At 59.5% G+C, this 19,435-nt stretch carries 21 protein-coding genes; 3 read left to right on the forward strand and 18 right to left on the reverse strand.

Annotation, left to right across the window (positions count from 1 at the left end; all coding sequences use genetic code 11):
* Positions 1–18: 18 nt before the first annotated feature.
* The 8 genes from ACKLNA_RS28145 to puuE all read right to left on the reverse strand — a co-directional run bounded on the left by ACKLNA_RS28145 (position 19) and on the right by puuE (position 8,042).
* Entirely contained in the window at positions 19–804 is a 786-nt protein-coding gene (locus ACKLNA_RS28145; protein ID WP_408987763.1) for an outer membrane protein OmpK, read from the reverse strand.
* 372 nt (positions 805–1,176) lie between these two features.
* Entirely contained in the window at positions 1,177–1,962 is a 786-nt protein-coding gene (locus ACKLNA_RS28150; RefSeq protein WP_408987764.1) for an outer membrane protein OmpK, read from the reverse strand.
* A gap of 87 nt (positions 1,963–2,049) precedes the next feature.
* Entirely contained in the window at positions 2,050–3,408 is a 1,359-nt protein-coding gene (locus ACKLNA_RS28155) for a nucleobase:cation symporter-2 family protein (protein ID WP_408987765.1), read from the reverse strand.
* Positions 3,409–3,576: 168 nt separating this feature from the next.
* Entirely contained in the window at positions 3,577–4,884 is a 1,308-nt protein-coding gene (locus ACKLNA_RS28160; protein ID WP_408987766.1) for a urate hydroxylase PuuD, read from the reverse strand.
* A 51-nt stretch (positions 4,885–4,935) separates the two neighbouring features.
* Positions 4,936–5,439 (reverse strand): ureidoglycolate lyase, encoded by a 504-nt coding sequence (locus ACKLNA_RS28165; protein ID WP_027613342.1) that lies wholly within the window; start codon positions 5,437–5,439, stop codon positions 4,936–4,938.
* A gap of 81 nt (positions 5,440–5,520) precedes the next feature.
* A complete protein-coding gene (gene alc, locus ACKLNA_RS28170) occupies positions 5,521–6,516 on the reverse strand; it encodes an allantoicase (RefSeq protein ID WP_408987767.1) in 996 nt (331 codons plus the stop codon).
* A gap of 87 nt (positions 6,517–6,603) precedes the next feature.
* On the reverse strand, positions 6,604–7,119 hold the full coding sequence (gene uraD, locus ACKLNA_RS28175) for a 2-oxo-4-hydroxy-4-carboxy-5-ureidoimidazoline decarboxylase (protein ID WP_085710634.1): 516 nt from the start codon (positions 7,117–7,119) through the stop codon (positions 6,604–6,606).
* The gene (gene puuE, locus ACKLNA_RS28180; protein ID WP_007960032.1) at positions 7,116–8,042 is read right to left on the reverse strand and encodes an allantoinase PuuE; all 927 of its coding nucleotides are present in this window, start codon (positions 8,040–8,042) and stop codon (positions 7,116–7,118) included. Before puuE ends, uraD begins: the two co-directional genes overlap by 4 nt.
* A 429-nt stretch (positions 8,043–8,471) precedes the next feature.
* On the opposite strand from puuE, the gene uraH reads away from it, so the two are divergent.
* Positions 8,472–8,825 carry a hydroxyisourate hydrolase gene (gene uraH / locus ACKLNA_RS28185; protein ID WP_115077097.1) on the forward strand — a complete coding sequence of 118 codons (354 nt, stop codon included), beginning with the start codon at positions 8,472–8,474 and terminating at the stop codon, positions 8,823–8,825.
* Between the two features lie 107 nt (positions 8,826–8,932).
* On the opposite strand, the gene ACKLNA_RS28190 is transcribed toward uraH, so the two are convergent.
* From ACKLNA_RS28190 to ACKLNA_RS28205, 4 genes are all read right to left on the reverse strand, one after another.
* Positions 8,933–10,528, reverse strand: a complete 1,596-nt coding sequence (locus ACKLNA_RS28190; protein ID WP_408987768.1) for a hypothetical protein — start codon at positions 10,526–10,528, stop codon at positions 8,933–8,935.
* A 140-nt stretch (positions 10,529–10,668) separates the two neighbouring features.
* Complete coding sequence (locus ACKLNA_RS28195; protein ID WP_408987769.1) at positions 10,669–11,298, reverse strand: LysE family translocator; 630 nt, start codon at positions 11,296–11,298, stop codon at positions 10,669–10,671.
* A gap of 87 nt (positions 11,299–11,385) precedes the next feature.
* Positions 11,386–12,735: an NCS2 family permease gene (locus ACKLNA_RS28200; RefSeq protein WP_085710637.1), complete on the reverse strand. Its 1,350-nt coding sequence runs from the start codon at positions 12,733–12,735 to the stop codon at positions 11,386–11,388.
* Between the two features lie 198 nt (positions 12,736–12,933).
* Positions 12,934–13,377, reverse strand: a complete 444-nt coding sequence (locus ACKLNA_RS28205) for a MarR family winged helix-turn-helix transcriptional regulator (protein ID WP_408987770.1) — start codon at positions 13,375–13,377, stop codon at positions 12,934–12,936.
* An 82-nt stretch (positions 13,378–13,459) separates the two neighbouring features.
* On the opposite strand from ACKLNA_RS28205, the gene ACKLNA_RS28210 reads away from it, so the two are divergent.
* Positions 13,460–14,626 (forward strand): PLP-dependent aminotransferase family protein, encoded by a 1,167-nt coding sequence (locus tag ACKLNA_RS28210; RefSeq protein ID WP_408987771.1) that lies wholly within the window; start codon positions 13,460–13,462, stop codon positions 14,624–14,626.
* A gap of 32 nt (positions 14,627–14,658) precedes the next feature.
* Here the strand turns inward: ACKLNA_RS28210 and ACKLNA_RS28215 are convergent, their stop codons facing one another.
* The 5 genes from ACKLNA_RS28215 to ACKLNA_RS28235 all read right to left on the reverse strand — a co-directional run bounded on the left by ACKLNA_RS28215 (position 14,659) and on the right by ACKLNA_RS28235 (position 17,430).
* Positions 14,659–15,030: a glutathione S-transferase N-terminal domain-containing protein gene (locus tag ACKLNA_RS28215; RefSeq protein ID WP_007960011.1), complete on the reverse strand. Its 372-nt coding sequence runs from the start codon at positions 15,028–15,030 to the stop codon at positions 14,659–14,661.
* Positions 15,031–15,132: 102 nt separating this feature from the next.
* Positions 15,133–15,678: a GTP cyclohydrolase I FolE gene (folE, locus tag ACKLNA_RS28220; protein ID WP_003204506.1), complete on the reverse strand. Its 546-nt coding sequence runs from the start codon at positions 15,676–15,678 to the stop codon at positions 15,133–15,135.
* 77 nt (positions 15,679–15,755) lie between these two features.
* A complete protein-coding gene (locus ACKLNA_RS28225) occupies positions 15,756–16,313 on the reverse strand; it encodes a Smr/MutS family protein (protein WP_085710640.1) in 558 nt (185 codons plus the stop codon).
* Between the two features lie 74 nt (positions 16,314–16,387).
* Complete coding sequence (locus ACKLNA_RS28230) at positions 16,388–16,708, reverse strand: hypothetical protein (RefSeq protein WP_085732350.1); 321 nt, start codon at positions 16,706–16,708, stop codon at positions 16,388–16,390.
* 131 nt (positions 16,709–16,839) lie between these two features.
* Positions 16,840–17,430, reverse strand: coding sequence for a cysteine hydrolase family protein (locus ACKLNA_RS28235; protein WP_408987772.1), 591 nt, complete (start codon positions 17,428–17,430; stop codon positions 16,840–16,842).
* A 239-nt stretch (positions 17,431–17,669) separates the two neighbouring features.
* Here ACKLNA_RS28235 and prmB point away from each other — a divergent pair, with 239 nt between their 5' ends.
* Positions 17,670–18,578, forward strand: a complete 909-nt coding sequence (gene prmB, locus ACKLNA_RS28240; RefSeq protein ID WP_085710643.1) for a 50S ribosomal protein L3 N(5)-glutamine methyltransferase — start codon at positions 17,670–17,672, stop codon at positions 18,576–18,578.
* 42 nt (positions 18,579–18,620) lie between these two features.
* Here prmB and ACKLNA_RS28245 read toward each other — a convergent pair whose 3' ends face one another.
* Positions 18,621–19,412, reverse strand: coding sequence for a hypothetical protein (locus ACKLNA_RS28245; RefSeq protein WP_085710644.1), 792 nt, complete (start codon positions 19,410–19,412; stop codon positions 18,621–18,623).
* Between the last annotated feature and the right edge of the window lie 23 nt (positions 19,413–19,435).

Below are 19,435 nucleotides of genomic sequence, written 5' to 3' on the forward strand. Positions count from 1 at the left end.
GCGCCATCGGCATCACTATCAGAAGTGGAACTTCACCAGGAAGCTGGTCACGTTCTGATTGGTGGTGAAGCCACGGGTGTCGTCGATCCCGTACTTGTCTTTCCAGTAGTCGTATTCCACACCGACGTACAGCTGCTTCTCGCCGAAATTCAGCGCCTTGCCCAGGTCGTATTTGACCTGTGGGTTGAAGTGCAGGTTGGCGTGGTATTCGCCTTTGCTGTTGACGTCGTTGTCGACCACCCAGTCCATGTAGCCGTCGATCAGCACGTTCGAGTTGCCGACCGGAATGGTGTAGGACCAGACCGGCGTGATCTGCCAGACGTTGTCACCCGGACGCGAACCTTCGGTGTGACGCTGGTAGAAGTTCAGCTGGAAGTAGTCGAAGCCCGGAATCGCCAGGTCGAAGCCTGGACCGATCAGGTAGGACTCGACGTCGCCTTCGCCGAACTCGTAGGTCATGGCCAGCAGCACGTCTTTGATCGGTCCGAATTCGATCTTCTGGTCGAGCACCTTGCCCAGCGAGATACGTGGCTGGAACTCACCGTAGTAAGTGTTGTTGCCGACGCCGCCGTCAGGCTTGCCGTTATAGAAAATCTTGTCGACGAACAGGAAGTTGTCGCCGTACTTCCACGCATCGGCGTGCTCGAAGGTGACGGTCTGCTGGATGGCCGGGTTGACCTTGAAGTCCTTGCCGTACAGGTAGGTCAGGCTGTTGTTCTGCCATTGCAGCAGGCCGTCGGCCATGGTCTGGCCCCCCGCCAGCATGGTTCCCGCAAGCATCAGGCTGGTGCTCATACGTTTCATTCGGTTGCTCCCAAAGTAGGTATTCCACGTTTATTTTTTTGAGTCGGCGCTCTGGTGTGGCGCCTTTTTTCGTTGCCGCAAAAATCATCCATTCGGTCAGCTTTAATGCTGTTAGCAAGAGCTGAGCCAAGGCTTTTCGAAAAGCAAAAAAACGCCCGTCGGCTGCTGAAAAACAGTCGATTGAGCGTGTTTTCGGGACGCCTCGGTACTGACCGCGGCCGGGATAAGTTGGCCCGTCGGTCAGGAATTAAATCCGGGCTTTTTTTTAGACCGAATTCAGGAGGCCGCGGAGAATACTGACTCAACGGCCAGGCCTCAAGTGCCCCGCAACAGAGCACCGACGACAGGTAGGCGGCACGGTTGCGGGTCATCTTAGAAGTGCACCTTCACCAGCAGGCTGGCGGTGTTCTGATTGGTGTCGAGGTTGTGGCTGCTTTCAACCCCGTATTTGTTCTTCCAGTAGCTGTACTCGGTGCCGACATACAGCTGCTTCTGACGCCAGCCGAGAGCTTTGCCCAGGTCGTATTTGATCTGCGGATTGATGTGCAGGTTGGCGTGATAGGTGCCGCGGGAGTTCTCGTCGTTGTCGACGACCCAGTCGAGATAGCCGTCGATCAGCACGTCGGAATTGCCCACCGGAAAGCTGTAGGACCAGCCCGGGGTGATCTGCCAGACACCATCGCCCGGGCGCGGGCCTTCGGTCTGGCGGCGGAAGATGTTCAGGGTGACGTAGTTGAAGCCCGGCACTTTCAGGTCGAAGCCGGGGCCGATCAGATAGGCCTCGCTCTCGCCTTCGCCGTACTCGTAGGTCATTGCCAGCAGCACGTCCTTGATCGGGCCGAATTCGATCTTCTTGTCGAAGATCTTGCCGAAGGAGAAGCGCGGGGTGAATTCACCGTAATAGGTGTGCGGGCCTTTGTTGCGGTCTTCCTTGCCGTTGTAGAAGATCTTGTCGACGAACAGGAAGTTGTCGCCGTACTTCCACTTGTCGGCGTGCTCGAACGTCACCGTCTGCTGGATCGACGGATTGATCGCGAAGTTCTTGCCGTACAGGTAGCTCAGGCTGTTGGTCTGCCACAGCAATAAATCGCCGGCCATGGCTTGTGATGCGGCCAGCAGGCCGCCGCTCAACAACACGTTGGTTTGAGTCCGGATCATCTGTTGCTCCCTCTTGTTTTTATTGTTTGAGGCAAAGCTGTCGCGAGGGGGCAGGCTTTGGCGAGCCCCCTTTTTTTACTCTTCGGATCAGTGCGGGTGTGCGTGACAGTCGTTGATGGCCGCGCGTTCGGCGCCGCCGAGAATGTTGAACAACAGGTTCAGCGTCAGGGCGCTGAGGGTGGCCATGGCGATCCCGCTGTGGGTGATCGGGCTCATCCACAACGGCAAGTGGGCGAAGAACTCCGGCCTTACCACCGGGATCAGGCCCATGCCGATGCTCACCGCCACCAGCAATTGATTGCGGCGGTCGCCGATGTCGGCTTCCTGCAGGATCTTGATGCCGGTCGCGGCCACCATGCCGAACATCGCAATCGCCGCACCACCCAGCACCGCCGATGGAATCGACGCCACGAGGAATGCCGCTTTCGGCAGCAGGCTCAGGACGATCAGCAGACCGCCGGCAACGATGGTCACCGAACGGCAGCGCACGCCGGTCATCTGCACCAGGCCAATGTTCTGCGCGAAGGAGGAGTGGGTGAAGGTGTTGAAGAATCCGGCGACAAACGAAGCGCCGGCATCACACAGCAGGCCACGACGCAACATGCGCGGGCAGACTTCCTGACCAGTGATCTTTCCCAGCGCCAGGAACATCCCGGTGGATTCGACAAAGATGATCACCACCACCAGACACATCGACAGGATCGGCGCCAGTTCGAACTTCGGCATGCCGAAATGCAGCGGGGTGACGAACTGAACCCACGGCGCGTTGGCCATGCCGCTCAGATCGACCATGCCGATGGCACCGCAGAGCACGTAGCCCAGGCACATGCCGATCAGTACGGAAATATTGACCCAGAAACCGCGCATGAAGCGGTGGATCAGCAGAATGGTCGCCAGCACCAAAGCGGCGATGGCCAGATAAATCGGCGAACCGAATTGAGCGGCGCCAGCGCCGCCACCGGCCCAGTTCACGGCCACGGGGAACAATGACAAACCGATCGAGGTGATGACCGTGCCGGTCACCAGCGGCGGGAAGAAGCGTACGACCTTGGACATGAACGGCGCGATGATCATGCCGAAGAACCCGGCAGCGATGGTCGCGCCGAAGATTCCCTGCAGACCGATGCCGGGCATGCCGGCCATGGCGACCATGCTGCCGACGGCGGCGAAACTGGCGCCCATCATCACCGGCATGCGAATGCCCATGGGGCCTATCCCTAAGGACTGCACGATGGTGGCGATGCCGGCGACCAGCAGGTCGGCGTTGATCAGGAAGGCGATTTCTTCACGACTCAGGCCAGCGGCCTGTCCGATGATCAGCGGTACCGCGATGGCGCCGCCGTACATCAGCAGAACATGTTGCAAACCGACCAGGATCAGTTGCAAAAGGGGCAAACGCTGAATGGCGGGTGCGTCGGGGATGCGCGCTTTGGACAGCTCGGACATGCAACACCTCGGATCTTTTTTATTCTTGTGATTGAACAGCTGCCGGGTTGCTCACAGCTGTTTCTTTGCATCAGGTAAACCGCGTTGCGGCTAATCGCAGGCAAGCCAGCTCCCACGGGATTGTGTGAATCCCTGTGGGAGCGGGCTTGCCCGCGATGCTTTTATTGCTTAGTTGGTCTGGGCTCCCTGGGCGATCCATGCACCGATCAGGTCACGTTCCTGCTGGGTCATCTGCGTGATGTTGCCCAGTGGCATGATCTGCGTGGTGATGGCTTGCGCCTGGATCCGCGCCGCGTTCTGGCGGATCTGCTCGGGGGTGTCGAACATCACACCGGCCGGGGCAGCGCTGAACAGCGGGCTGGTCGGTTTGGCCGAATGGCAGACCGCGCAGCGTTCCTGGATCACGTTGTGCACCTTGTCGAACGCAGGCCCGGCGTTGGACGCCTGAGCCGGAGCAGCGGCCGGTGCAGCGGCCGGTTGTGCCGCTTCAGCCGGTTTCGCACCACCACCCAGGGCCGTTTCCGGCAGCGGCTGGTACTCGATTTTCGCTGGAGCCTTGGCCACTTCCGGCGCGGTCGGCATCGGCGCAGGGCCGGTGACGTAGGCCAGGGTGATCATGCCCACCGCTGCCACCGGCAGGGTCCAGGCAAACTTGTGGCTGTCGTGACGGGTGTTGAAGTAGTGACGCACCAACACCGCCAACACTGCGATCCCGGCCAGGATCAGCCAGTTGTACTGGCTGCCGTAAGTGCTCGGGAAGTGGTTGCTGATCATGATGAACAGCACCGGCAGGGTGAAGTAGTTGTTGTGACGCGAACGCAGCAGGCCTTTGGCCGGCAGCGCCGGATCCGGCGTGCGGTTCTCGGCAATCGCGGCCACCAGTGCGCGCTGTGCCGGCATGATGATGCGGAACACGTTGCCGACCATGATGGTGCCGATGATCGCGCCGACGTGCAGGTACGCACCACGACCGCTGAACACCTTGCTGAAGCCAAACGCCGCGCCGATGATCAGCACGAACAGGATGAAGCCGAGCAGGGCGGGTTTCTTGCCGAGGGGCGAATCGCAGAGGAAGTCGTAGATGAACCAGCCGGCGATCAGCGAACCGATGCCGATGGCCACGCCTTCAGGGCCGGTCAGGCCGCTGCCGGGTGCCACGAGGTAGAGCACGGGGTTGGAGTAGAACACCACGCACAGCAGCGCGATCCCCGACATCCAGGTGAAATAGGCTTCCCATTTGAACCAGTGCAGGTTCTCCGGCATCGACGGAGGGGCCAGTTTGTATTTTTCCAGGTGATAGATACCGCCGCCGTGGATCGCCCACAGATCACCGGCAAGACCGGTTTTCGGGTTGACGCGGTTGAGGTTGTTCTCCAGCCAGACGAAGTAGAACGACGCGCCGATCCAGGCCACGCCAGTGATCATGTGAACCCAGCGCACGCTCAGGTTCAGCCATTCCAACAGATGTGCTTCCACAGTCTTTACCTCTCGCCTGTCACTCTTGTTGTCGAGTGATCAGACCTTCTCTTATTGGTGGGGGGCGAGGATCAAACGCTCATCCTCTTTGAAAAAATGCTCATCGCAGTTATTGCCTGTGCCACTGCGATCAACCACCAGGAAGTCATCCCGCTTTTCGATCGTCAGCACCGGGTGGTGCCAGACGCCGCGATGGTAATTGATGCCCTGCCTGCCGTTGGTGACGAAGGCGCGGACCAAGCCTGATACAGGTACATCGCCAAGTGGCGCGACCACGATCAGAAAGGGGTTGCCGAGCAGCGGAATGAAAGCCTGGCTGCCCAGCGGATGGCGTTCCAGCATGCTCACGGTCAGCGGCATGTCCTGCGCGTCGGCGCGGAAGATGCTGATGATCGCGTTGTCCTCGGGCGTTGCGGTTTCGACCGTCGCCAGTTTGTGGAAGCGCATGGTCGAACCGTTGTTGATCATGAAGTGATCGCTGCCGTCGGTTTCGATCACGTCACCGAACGGGGCGAAGGCTTCTTTGGTCAGCGGTTCAATCGTCAATGTGCGCATGCTGTTCTTTTCCGAATTCTGTGTTGTTGGTTCTGCTTTGTGTGAGGAGGGAGCAAGCTCCCCCCTTACAGGATTCAACGCTTACTTGGCGACCTTGCCGAACAGGCGCAGGCGACTCACACCACCATCCGGGAACACGTTCAGACGGATGTGGGTGATCGGGCCCAGTGCCTTGATCTGCTCGACGAAGGTGTGTTCGGCGTGCATTTCCAGCTTCTGGCTCGGCAGCAGTTCGCGCCAGAACAGCGACTGGGTTTCGATCTGGCTGTCGGTGCCGCCTTTTACGAACGCGCCCTGGATCGAGCAACTGTCCGGGTAGTTGCCCTTGAAGTGCAGGGTATCGACGACGACTTTCTCGATCTCGCCCGGGTGGCCCAGCGCGACGATCACCCAGTCATTGCCTGGCGTGCGACGACGTGCGGTTTCCCAGCCGTCGCCCATGTTGATGCCACGGCCCGGGTTGAGGATGTTGCTCATGCGGCCGAAGTGTTCGTCGGAGCAGGCGAGGGCGCGGCCACCGTTGAGGGCTGCTGCCAGGTCGACTTGCTCGTTGTCGCCGACAGCCGACCAGTCGCGGAACGGAATGCCGTACACACGCAGACGGGCCACGCCGCCATCCGGGTAGATGTTGAAACGCAGGTGGCTGAACGCCTTGTCGTTGCTGATTTCGTGGTAGTGGTGGCTGTTGCCTTGCAGCTCGACGGCCGACAGCACTTCGGTCCACTGGGTGTTTTCGTCCGGCTCGCCCGAGGCCAGGAAGCACGCTTCCAGCGAGGCCGATGGCGGGAAGTTGCCGGTGAAGAATGAAGTGTCGATGTCCACGCCTTTGATCGAACCCGGTACGCCCAGGCGGATTACCGCGCTGTCGTAGCCTTCGAAGCGCTTGCGGCGGGATTCCCAGCCGTCCATCCACTTGCCGTTGTCGTCGAACACGCCCTCCTTCCATACGGCCGGGGTCGGCTGAAACAGACGATTGGCGTCTGCGAACCAGTCATCGGTGACCGAGATGATTTTGGTGCCCAGACGGGCATCGGCCAGGTTGACGAACTTCTCGAAAGGTACGGCGTAAGCTTTCATTCTTCTTGTCTGCCTTTAAATAAGTGGCTTGGGATGCTTGCAAGACCCTGGGTGCTCTCCGCGTTTGATGCACTCGGGTCAGGCTTGCTAGAGAGTCAGTAAACGGAACAAGGCGATCTTGTTGATCTCCGCCAGCGCGCATTTGAACTCGGTGTCGACCGGGTTGTGAATGCGCGTTTCGAACGCCGCGAGGATCTGATGCCGGTTGCTGCCTTTTACCGCCATGATGAAGGGAAACTTGAACTTGGCCTTGTAGGCGTCGTTCAGCTCGGTGAAGCGAGAAAACTCTTCGGCCGTGCATTGGTGAATACCGGCGCCAGCCTGTTCATTGGTGCTGGCTTCGGTCAGCTGGCCCTGGACGGCAGCTTTGCCGGCCAGGTCCGGGTGAGCGTTGATCAGTGCCAGTTGACTGGCGTGATCGGCGCTCAACAGGATGTCGCTCATGCGCTGGTGCAGTGTTTCGATCTGGTCGATCGACGCGTCCTGGCCCAGGTCGAAGGCCTTCTCGGCCACCCATGGCGAATGTTCGTAGATGTCGGCGAAGGCTTTGACGAAGGCGTCGCGGCTCAGGGTCGACGGTTTCAGGGTTTGAAAGGTGCTCATTTGGCAGCCCCTTGATACGGGTGGGTTTCATGCCAGTGACGCGCGATGTCGACGCGACGGCTGAACCACACCTGTTCATGACTTTTAGCGTATTCGATAAAGCGCTTGAGCGAAGCCAGACGCGCCGGACGGCCCACCAGACGGCAGTGCAGACCGATCGACAGCATCTTCGGTGCTTCGGCGCCTTCGGCGTAAAGCACGTCGAACGCGTCTTTGAGGTATTCGAAGAAATCGTCGCCCTTGTTGAAACCCTGGACCTGGGTGAAGCGCATGTCGTTGGTGTCCAGAGTGTACGGGATCACCAGGTGCGGCTTGCCGGTCGGGTTGTTCGGTTCCCAGTAGGGCAGGTCGTCGTCGTAGGTGTCGCAGTCGTAGAGGAAACCGCCTTCTTCCATCACCAGACGACGGGTGTTCGGGCCGGTGCGGCCGGTGTACCAGCCCAGCGGGCGCTCGCCGGTGAGTTCGGTGAGGATGCGGATCGCTTCGAGCATGTGCTCGCGTTCCTGGGCTTCGTCCATGTACTGGTAGTCGATCCAGCGGTAGCCGTGGCTGCAGATCTCGTGACCGGCCTCGACCATCGCACGGATCACGTCCGGGTGACGCTGGGCGGCCATGGCCACGGCGAAGATGGTCAGCGGAATGTCGAATTCCTTGAACAGTTTCAGGATCCGCCAGACGCCGGCACGGCTGCCATACTCGTAAAGCGATTCCATGCTCATGTTGCGCGCGCCTTGCAGCGGTTGAGCGGCAACCATTTCCGAGAGGAAGGCTTCCGATTCTTTGTCGCCGTGCAGGATGTTGCGCTCGCCGCCTTCTTCGTAATTGAGTACGAACGACAGGGCGATCCGGGCATTGCCCGGCCAGTGTGGGTGAGGAGGGTTACTGCCGTAACCGATCAGGTCGCGTGGGTAGTCAGCGCTCACTGCAGTCTTCCTTCTTATTCGTTGACAGATTGTGTGGCGCCCTGAAGTTTGGATGGCAGGCTGGCGTCACAGCGATGGGCTGATTGTATACAACTTTATTCTTAATTTGTAAGCCTGAATTTTCGCATTTTTCACCGGCTGTCATCTTTTGCTGTTAATGGCGTGAACCTGCAAGAAACCTGCCTGACCAGTCAGCTAATGGATTGGGGGTTCAATGAATGCAAGGTTGCACGGCAAATCACCGGGAAATCGAAGGATGGCGGGGGTGAGCGGAAAAATGTCGTTTTTATTGTGTACAATTTTTTTGAAAAGTGTCTTAATCAGTCGCTCGCCGCAGCTTTTCGTGCTCCGAAACGGTGCGGTCTCCTTTCAACTGACTTCGGGAGGCGCGAAGTCTGACTGCTCCACGCAGGCAGGCGCGCAGAATCAATGGGACGTTTGACAACACACGTTTTGGACGCTGCACACGGTTGCCCGGGCAGCTCGATCAAGGTCGAGCTGTACCGCGTTGAAGGTTCGCAACTGGAATTGGTCGCCAGTGCGCTTACCAACAGCGATGGCCGGGTCGATGCGCCGCTGCTGCAAGGCGATGACTACCGTACCGGTGTCTATCAGGTTCAGTTCCACGCCGGCGATTACTACCGCGCCCGTGGCGTCCAGTTGCCGGAGCCGGCATTCCTGGACGTGGTCGTGCTGCGGTTCGGCATCTCTGCCGAACAGGATCACTACCACGTGCCGTTGCTGATCTCGCCTTACAGCTATTCCACGTACCGGGGCAGCTGACCCCCAAGCAGCTGCCTCCACCGGGAAGCGACTGCGCATATAGCTTCTTTGGTCTTTCGCCCGCTCACACTGCGGGCTTTTTTTCGTCTCGCCAAAAGCGATCCGGATTACAGGTTCGCTAGCGTACCGAGCCTCGAATCATTATCCCTGACGATGAAAATGCTGTCCGATTGCGAGTTATGGACCTGAGATCCACCCTTGAGCCACACCAGTCGGTTTTCAGCATGCGCCTGGAGCATTTCCTGCAATGCCGGGTATCCGACCTGAGTGTTCAACCGGGCGTCGGCAGCATCGGGACCGGAATTCAGGGGTTGATGAATTGTCCTGCCCTTTGATACGCGATGCAGGCTGATGAAAAAGACAAAGGAATGATTTTTCCGGCGAAACACCAAGGCCGGAGAGTAATGTGAAGGTGTTGGCGTGAAAACATCATAGCCCTGGCGATTCAGGATGCTGGCCATGAGCCGCTTGAGGTCAGCGCCTGAGTGCGTTGTTTTGAAATAATCCCACTCTTGCCTTGTCAGGTCGAAATCCAGTCGCTGCAGGGAACCTTCCGGGGTCAGGGTTGGCAATTCCAGGGTGCGGCTGAGCCCTGACCCACTAATGGATGTCGCCAGTGTCGGTAGCATCAGCAATGGATCGGCCAGTGGTGGATGAGGCGTGCTGTTACCGCGCTTCCAGTCGTTGAACGTTTGCCTGAGGCGAGTCAGGCCCACGTCGGTTGCCATATCCCCATCGTTGGCGAGACCGAATTGATGTCTGGCCACCTTGTTCAACGAGGTATCTGACAACAGCGGAAAATAAGTGGCGATGTACTGCTTCAGCGGGTATTGAAAGGGCAGGTTCGGATCGACTTCCCACTGATTGGCAGGAGGAACGCGGATCGCACCTCTGGGTTGCTGCATCAGGTCAGTGCCGAGGATGCGTTCCATGTAATCGAAGTCATACACCCGGTGTTCCGGATTCTTGATGTAAACGATCGGGTGGTCCGGGTCGGTACCGCGCGGTAAAAGCAGAAACCGGGTGCCATCCACTTCAATGCCGTCGATGGATGACTGCTGAGGTGGCGAATCCCATTTTTTCCAGGGATCGGACCATCCGTCACCCGTTGAGGTGGAAGAGCGTTTGGGCGCAACCACTTCTTGCGGACCATCATCCGGGTTTCGCAGGCGCTTGAGCGTCAATCTGGAATCGCTGCCGCCGACACTCTCGTCGCTGGGTTTCACGCGCCAGGTGAGGGTGCCTTCCACCCGTTCGAGTCGTGGACCGGAAGGTCTGGAGTCACTGTTCAATCTGGCCCGGAAATGGTTTTCCGAATCAATGCCCAGCAACACGGTTCCCCCTTCCTGAAGATCCACGAAGTGCTTCTGCGTCCCGAGTTCCCGAATGCCGGAAAGCGCATTCGGCGCGGGAAGTCTGGATAGCTGATTAGGCGCAAGGAAAAAGTGCTCGATCGGCGCATGGACTACGACAGAGGTGATATGGGTCTCGGCCGGAAGGTCGACGATCTCCAGAGGTGCATGGTGGGAGGGGGGGGATTGAACAGGCGTCCTCAGGTGATCTACAGGTATTCGGCCTTCGCCTTGGGGCGCGATGTTCAGCGGCAGCCTGTGGAGTGCCGGAGGCCCGACATCGGGAAGGTTGAAAGGCGTGTCGGGGGAGGTGTTTGATGCACCGGGTTTTATCGGGCGTTTGGGGCTCATGGGTATTTCACTCGCAAGGTCGATTCACGTTGGTCTGGCCAGAAGAGGCTGGATGTTCGGTGAATCAACGTTGCGAAGTGCGGTACATATATCTATGCGCCAGGCGAAATATTGCCGGGTGTTGGCCGCTCTCGATGGCCTCAGTGACTGCTCAGCAATGAGGCTGCGCCTGCGCCGCCAAACAGTCCGGCACTGATGCGGTTGAACCAGCTCTGGCCCTTGCCGCTGCGCAAGTAGCGCGCGGCACCGTGGGCGCCGAGGCCGTAGGTCAATTTGCACAGCAGATCAAGTACGGTCCAGGTCGCGATCATCACCAGCAGTTGTGGCAGAAACGGTTGTTCGGCGCTGAGGAATTGCGGCAGAAACGCGGCGAAGAACAGGATGTCTTTCGGATTGCTGGCGCCGAGCATGAATGCACGTCCGAAGAGTGCGCGAAAGCGTGGAACCGGTGCCGCCTGCGGCACTTCTGCGCCAACCGATGGCTGACGCGATTGCTGCCAGCTCTGCCAGGCGAGATAGAACAGGTACAGCGCACCGATGATCTTCAATGCACTGAACAGTTTTTCCGATGCCAGCAGCAGGGCGCCCAGCCCCAGGGCCGAAGCGCTGAGCAGGCAGATCGACGCACTCACGCCACCGAGAAACGCCGGGTAGGAGCGGCGTAGACCGTAATTCAGACTGTTGCTGATCATCAGCAACGACAGTGGCCCCGGAATCAGGATCACCACCAGCGCAGCGCCGCTGAACAGCAGCCAGGTTTCCAGACTCATCACTTTCTCCTTTTTATCGTTATCAAGAATGTGCAAAAGCCCCACCCGCAAGGGTGAGGCTGTTTTGACGCTCGAACCGCGTGTCGCTTACAGGAAGATGAACTTGGCGATGAAGATCGCGCAGAGCACCCACAGGCTGACCGAAATCTCTTTGTACTTGCCGGTGCCGGCCTTCAGCGCGACATAGGTAATGAAGCCCAGCGCGATGCCGTCGGCGACCGAGAAGGTCAGTGGCATCATGATCGCGGTGACGATGGCCGGAATGCTGTCGGTCGCTTCGTCCCATTCGATGTGCGCCATGCCGCCCATCATCAGCATCGCTACATAAATCAGCGCGCCGGCGGTGGCATAGGCGGGAATCATGCCGGCCAGCGGTGCAAAGAACATCGCGGCTATAAATAGCACACCCACGGTCACTGCGGTAAGACCAGTCCGACCACCAGCGGCGACACCGGCGGCACTTTCCACATAGCTGGTGACTGGCGGTACGCCGACTACTGCGCCGAATACGCTGGAGGCGGAGTCGGCTTTCATGGCACGGGAAAGGTTTTCGATGCGGCCGTCAGCGCCCACCAGATTGGCGCGCTGAGCAACGCCCATCAGGGTGCCGGCGGTGTCGAACATGTGAACGAAAAGGAAGGCCAGTACCACGCTGATCATGCTGACGTTGAACACGCCGGCGACGTTCATGGCCATGAAGGTCGGCGCCAGGCTCGGCGGAGCGGACATGATGCCCTCGTAGTGCACCAGACCGATGCCCCAGCCGGCCAGGGTCACGGTGATGATGCTGATGAGGATCGCGCCGAACACCTTGTGGTAACTGAGGATCGCGATCATCAGGAAGCAGATGGCGGCAAGCAGCGGGCCGGGTTCACGTAGCGAACCGAGCTTGATCAATGTGGCCGGGCTGTCGACGACGATGCCGGCGGTTTTCAGACCGATCAGCCCGAGGAACAGACCGACACCGGCGCCCATCGCAAAGCGCAGGCTGACCGGGATGCTGTTGAGCAGCCATTCGCGAATCCGCGAAAAGGTCAGGATCATGAACAGCACGCCCGAGACGAACACCGCACCGAGAGCGGTTTCCCAGTTGTAGCCCATGGTGCCGACCACGGTGTACGTGAAGAACGCGTTGAGGCCCATGCCCGGCGCCAGGCCCACCGGCCAGTTGGCGTACAGGCCCATCAGCAGGCAGCCCAGCGCGGCGGCGATGCAGGTGGCGACGAAGGCCGCACCGTGATCGATCCCGGCATCGGCCATGATGTTCGGGTTGACGAAAATGATGTAGGCCATGGTGATGAAGGTTGTCAGACCGGCGATCAGCTCGGTCTTCACCGTGGTGCCATGCAAGCTGAGTTTAAAGAGGCGCTCCAGCAGGCCATTGCGTAACGGCGGCGAGAGTTCCAGCGTCGATGCTTCGGATTTGCGGCTTTCCACAGCGAGTACTCCTCAAGAGTTTTATTGTTATTTCCAGGGCCGGACCCTATGAGGGGGTGGCAGCGGCCCTTTGAGGCATACGCGAATTTGTTGACCATGCGGTCAGGAACTCGCACGCAGTGGATTATGCTTTTGTGTACAAATAAAGCAAATATTGTTTTTGATTTTGTGGACGAAAGTTTTGAGGATCGCGCTATATCACTCGGCCGAGCGGTTTTTCCCCAACGCCATATTTACCGCCAGCCAGCCATTCACCGCGCTTTCGCCGGCCTCGGCAAACACCCGTTCAAGCAGTTTCACCTGCTCGCGACGCAGCGCCTGTTCAAACTTCGCGCCTTCGGTGGTCAGTTCCAGCAGACGCTTACGCTTGTCAGCCTCGGATGCAACGCTGTCCACCAGGTGCATTTCCTGCAACTGACGCAACGGCATGTTCAATGCCTGCTTGCTCACGCCGAGCAGCGCGAGTAACTCCTTGACGCTCAGGTTCGGATAGCGAGCGATGAAAAACACGATGCGCTGATGCACTCGGGACAGGCCGCGACGCTCGAGCATTTCGTCAGCCTTGGCGGTAAACGCCTGGTAACCGAAGAAAAACGCTTCCATGGCTTGTTGTTGGCTGGCGCAGTTTTTAAGGTCAAGCATATTGACGTTTCCAGAGAGGGTGTCGTAATTTCAGTCAATAAGTTTGACTCATTTTTCCCATGCCTCGCTAGCGGTGACTTCCATGGCTTTTTCCGAACGTGTGTCGCGTCTCAAAAGTTCTCTGATCCGTGAAATCCTTGCTGCGGCCCAGCGCCCGGAAGTCATGTCTTTCGCGGGTGGCTTGCCGGCTGAAGCGATGCTGCCGAAGGTTGAATGGGCCGACATGCCGCTGTCTCTCGGCCAGTACGGCATGAGCGAAGGTGAGCCCGCGCTGCGCGAAGCGCTGGCGGCAGAGGCGAGGGCGCTGGGTCTGCCGTGTGAGGCGAGTCAGGTGTTGGTGGTCAGTGGTTCCCAGCAAACTCTCGATCTGGCGGCCAAGCTGTACATCGACAAGGGCACCGAAATCCTGCTGGAAGCGCCGACTTATCTGGCGGCCTTGCAGATTTTCCAACTGTTCGGCGCCGATTGCTTGACCGTACCGCTGGAAGCTGACGGTCCGAACCTCGCGCAATTGCGCCAGCGTCTGGAACAGCATCACCCGGCGTTCATCTACCTGATCCCGACCTTCCAGAACCCGTCCGCCGTACGCTACAGCGAAGCCAAGCGCGAAGCTGTCGCGGCGTTGCTCGACGAGTTTGGCGTAACCCTGATCGAAGACGAGCCTTACCGCGAACTGACCTTCGACGGCGGCAGCGCCCAGCCGATTGCCGGACGTTTGAAGAAGTCCAGCTGGATCTACACCGGCACCGTATCGAAAACCCTGTTGCCGGGCTTGCGCGTCGGCTACCTGATCGCCAGCCCGGATCTGTTTCCGCACCTGCTCAAACTCAAGCAGTCGGCAGATCTGCACACCAACCGCATCGGCCAATGGCAGGCGTTACAGTGGATCGGCAGTGAAAAATATCAGCAGCACTTGAGTGAATTGCGCGGCTTCTACCGTCAGCGCCGCGATGCCTTTCAAGCAGCGCTGGAAACCCACTTCGCTGACCTGGCGGACTGGAACAAGCCGCAGGGCGGGCTGTTTTTCTGGCTGACCCTGAAGCAACCGCTGGACACACGGACCTTGCTCAATACCGCGCTGGCCAACGATGTGGCGTTCATGCCGGGCGAACCGTTCTTCCCCGAACCGGATCGCAATCCCGGCCATCTTCGCCTGAACTTCAGTCACATCGATCCGGCCCGACTGAACGAGGGGCTCAAGCGTCTGGCGGCGGTGGTGCGCCAGGCACAGGCCGCGCAGGCAGCATGAAAAAACCGGCCATCAGGCCGGTTTTTTTTGGTTCAGACTGCGGCGAACCGCTTGTTCAGATATTCGATGATCGTGTTGGACTCATACATCCAGGTGGTCTGGCCGTTCTCTTCGATGCGCAGGCACGGCACTTTGATCTTGCCGCCCTGTTCAAGCAGGGTCTGACGATCCTGCTCGTTGTTCTTCGCATCCTTCAGGGCCACCGGAACGTTCAGGCGGCGCAGGCTGCGGCGGGTCTTCACGCAGAACGGGCAGGCGTGGAACTGATACAGGGTCAGGTCTTTCGCGGCGGCGTCAACCTGAGCCTGGGCAGCGGCGGGGCGCTGTTTCTTGCCCGGGCGGGTCAGGAAATCAACGAAGATGATCAGTTGGCCGAGGCCGACACGAAGCGCTTTGACGAACACGTTACAAGCCTCACAGGGACATTGAAGAAGGCGCGCAGCTTACCCGATTTTTCACGGACGAAAAAAAACCGGCGATCAACGCCGGTTTTTTTGTGTCACGAATTACTTGATCAGGCTGAGAAACTCGCTGCGGGTCGCCGCGTTTTCGCGGAACTCACCGAGCATCACCGAGGTGATCATCGACGAATTCTGTTTCTCCACACCGCGCATCATCATGCACATGTGCTTGGCCTCGATCACCACGGCCACGCCCAGCGCGCCGGTGACCTGCTGGACCGCATCGGCAATCTGGCGGCTGAGGTTTTCCTGGATCTGCAGGCGGCGGGCGTACATGTCGACGATCCGCGCGACCTTCGACAGGCCCAGCACTTTGCCGCTCGGGATATACGCGACGTGGGCCTTGCCGATGAACGGCAGCAGGTGGTGTTCGCACAACGAGTACAGCTCGATGTCCTTGACCAGCACCATTTCGCTGTTGTCGGAGCTGAACAGGGCACCGTTGGTGACCTCTTCGAGCGTCTGTTCATAACCGCGGCAGAGGTACTGCATGGCTTTGGCGGCACGCTTTGGCGTGTCGAGCAGGCCCTCGCGGGACACGTCCTCGCCCAGTTGGCCGAGAATCGCGGTGTAATTCTGTTCCAGGGACATGAAACTACCTGTGGGGATTTTCGCAAAGGGCAAGGGTACGGTGGCGGACACGACCCTGCAAGTTCGGTGTGACGGGATTATTCGTCGCGGCCTTCCATCATGGTGCGTTTGAGCATCACGTAAACCGCGCCGGCACCGCCGTGTCTGGCCTGGCACGAGCAGAATCCGAGCACTTGCGCATGCTGGCGCAGCCAGGTGTTGACGTGGCTCTTGATCATCGGCCGCTTGCCGTCCAGTCGCACAGCCTTGCCGTGGGTGACGCGCACGCAGCGGATTTCGAACTTGGTCGCTTCGGCCAGAAACGCCCAGAGGGTTTCCCGGGCCTTTTCGACGCTCATGCCGTGCAGGTCGAGGCTGCCTTCGAACGGGATCTGTCCGACCTTGAGCTTGCGCATCTGGCTTTCCTGCACGCCGTCGCGGGCCCACATCAGTTCGTCTTCCGGCCCGACGTCGATCACGAACTGGTCGGACAGACCGTCAACGGTGGTGGTTTCGGTGCGGATGGTCGCGGACTGGCGCAGCTTGGCGATTTGCGCGCGGTCAGTCTTGGGTTTGCCGGTGTCGGCGCGGTCGTGCTTGATCGGCTTGACGCCTTGGATCGCACTTTTGAACAGGGAAAAATCGTCGTCTTGCATATCAGCCTCCGCGAAGGGCGGCCAGTTTACCCAAACAGACACAAAACGGCCCGGCAAAAAGCCAGGCCGTCGATTCAGTCGTGTTTTTTCATCAGGTGCGGGGACATGTTCAGCTCCCGCGATTGCCGTGCGCGACGCCGGCAACGACGCCACAGGGCCACGCCGAAATACAGGAACAACAGGCCGACGGCCAGAATGATCGCCGAGCCCATCGGCGTCGCATTCAAGTCGCCGAGTGCCGGCGGATGCCCGATCAGGCTGGCAGCCCCGGCCATCGCCAACAGCACACCGAACGTCGCCAGAATGGCGGCGATCGCTGCGCCGAATCGAAAACGCCAGTTGCTTTGGCCTTTGGGCCGCAAGCGGCGTGCGTCAAATCCATCGGATAACTTCATTCCGACCTTCCTCAATGGGTATCGGCCCTTCGACCGGGAGTTGACCGGGTTGTTCCTGAGGCTAGGGTAATTGAAGCAAATGCGAGGCTTTTGCGGATGAGCGGCGGGCCGGGCCGCTCATTGGCGGTCGATCAGATCAGGTCATTGGTCAGCGCGAGGGTGGCGAAATTGTCGGCCATGATCGCCATTTCCGCCTCCTGAACCTGTTCGGCACTGAGCACGCGGCCCTTGAACGGCAGATCGCGGGTGGCGCAGGCGTCTTCGACCAGGGTGCAACGGAAACCCAGGTTTTTCGCGGCACGCACCGTGGTGCTGACGCTGGAGTGACTCATGAAGCCGCAGACGATCAGGTCGAGCGAGCCGAGGGTTTGCAGGCGATCGTAGAGTTCGGTGCCGTGGAAAGCGCTCGGCAGCAGTTTGCCGATGATGGTTTCATCGCCCTGGGGTTCCAGGCCAGGGATGAATTCGCCGCGTTCGCCCTGCGGGTCGAACAGACCGCCGACGGTGCCGAGGTGGCGCACGTGCACGATCGGACGGCCGGCTACGCGGGCGGCGGCAACCAGTTGTTTGATGTTCGCGACAGCCGCGTCCATGCCGCTCAGGGCCAGCGGGCCGCTGAGGTACTCTTTCTGGGCATCGATGATGACCACGGTGGCATGGCTCAACGTGGCCGCTGCGTAACCGCGACCGCTGAGTTGAAACATCGTTTTTGGAACGGACATTCTGGGGCTCCTTGGGGTGGGGCTTTTGCGACATTGTCCTCTGGCTGAGCGGTTCTGTGAATCGCTACCATCGTAGGCACCGTCGTTACTGGCCTGCAGCCTCGTCAAGTTACACGTTCTGTTCAATAGCCGATAAGGAATTCGGAACACTCCTACCGTCGGCCCGGGATTTTTCCTGCGTCGTCGTGGCGCGTTTTGGCTGGTAGAATCGCCAGTCGTTTTTTCTGGAGTTCTGCCCCGTGATCACTTCCCGACTTCGTACCCTGCGCGACCACATCCGTTGGGCCGTCAGCCGCTTCCATGGGGAGGATCTGTTTTTCGGCCATGGCACCGACAATGCCTGGGACGAAGCCCGGCAGCTAGTGCTCGGTGCCTTGCACCTGCCATGGGAAATCGCCGACAGCTATCTGGACTGCGCGCTGGAAGACGACGAACTGGTCAACCTGCAACGCCTGCTCAAGCGCCGCATCGAAGAACGCATTCCGACCGCCTACCTGTTGGGCGAAGCATGGTTCTGCGGCATGTCGTTCATCGTCGATGAGCGTGTGTTGATCCCGCGTTCGCCGATTGGCGAGCTGATCGAAAATCGTTTTGCGCCGTGGATCGGTGACGAACCTGCGCGGATTCTCGACCTGTGCACCGGCTCCGGTTGCATCGGCATCGCCTGCGCCTACGAGTTCCAGAATGCCGAAGTGGTGCTGGCGGACCTGTCGTTCGAAGCCCTGGAAGTGGCGAACCAGAACATCGAGCGCCATGGCGTCGATGAGCGCGTGTTCACTGTACAGGGCGATGGTTTTGATGGCCTGCCGGGTCAACGTTTCGACCTGATCGTGTCGAACCCGCCCTACGTCGATGCGGAAGATTTCGCCGACATGCCGGACGAATACCAGCACGAACCCGAGCTGGGCCTGGCCTGTGGCGACGATGGTTTGAACCTGGTGCGCCGGATGCTCGCCGAAGCGGCAGATCACCTGACCGAGAAAGGTTTGCTGATCGTCGAGGTGGGCAACAGCCAGGTACACGTCGAAGCGCTGTACCCGGAAGTCGATTTCGCCTGGCTGGAATTCCAGCGTGGCGGACATGGCGTGTTCATGCTGACCGCCGAACAGTGCCGCGATCATCAGGCGCTGTTTGCTTCCCGCGTCTGATCTGAACCGATCGTTCCCACCTCGGTGGGAACGATCGTTGGCTTAGCGGTGCGTGGCAATCCAGATCAGCAAACCGGCCTGGAACACCGCAAACGCCACCAGACACGTAATGGTGAAGCGCAAGCCCGCGTCTTCACGCTTGAACTTGCTGACCTTGTCTTCCTGCTTTTTCAGCTTCACTTCCTGCTCGGCCAGGTTCTGCTCGGCCTGCTGCAACATCTGCGCAGCTTCGAGAATCTCGACGATCTGCAGCTTTTCGCTGTTCCAGTCGCCCAGCAAATCCCCGACCTGCACTTCCTTGACGCTGCCCTTCAAATGCTGGGCGTCGGCGTACACCACATCAAAGCCATGAACGCGCAGAAAGTGATCGCGGCGCAGACGGGTGTCTTCGTTCAGCGCGTCCTTGTTGTTCAAGTCCATGCCGTCGACGGTGTAGGTGGGCCAGCGTTTTTTCGCCCAGTTGATGCCCTGGGCGGCCATGAAGCGGCCGATGCCACGGTTCAGCGGTTCGATCTGCAAGCCGCTGTCCGGGCCGAAATGCACGCGTTTGGTCTTGTGGTCGACCCACACGTCGAGCTGATTCTGTTCCTTGCGCACACGCTGCGCGGGCAGCTTGATCGCCATGCGCATCAGGCTGTGTTCCTTGCTGTTGCGCTCGGCGTAACCGAATTCGACGAAACGCAGCGGCCGCCCGCCGGTGTTGCGGTCGGTCTGCAACGGCGCCAGGCGGAGCATCTTGTGGTGCTCGACGTGGACATCCGCCCATGGCAGCTCGACCGCTGGCGGTGCGTCTTTTTCAGCGGTGGTGTCGGGTGAAGTCTGGGTATCAGTCATAACGGCGAGATCCTGTCCAAGCT

The sequence above is a fragment of the Pseudomonas sp. UV AK001 genome, assembly GCF_046097675.1.
GTDB lineage: Bacteria > Pseudomonadota > Gammaproteobacteria > Pseudomonadales > Pseudomonadaceae > Aquipseudomonas > Aquipseudomonas kribbensis.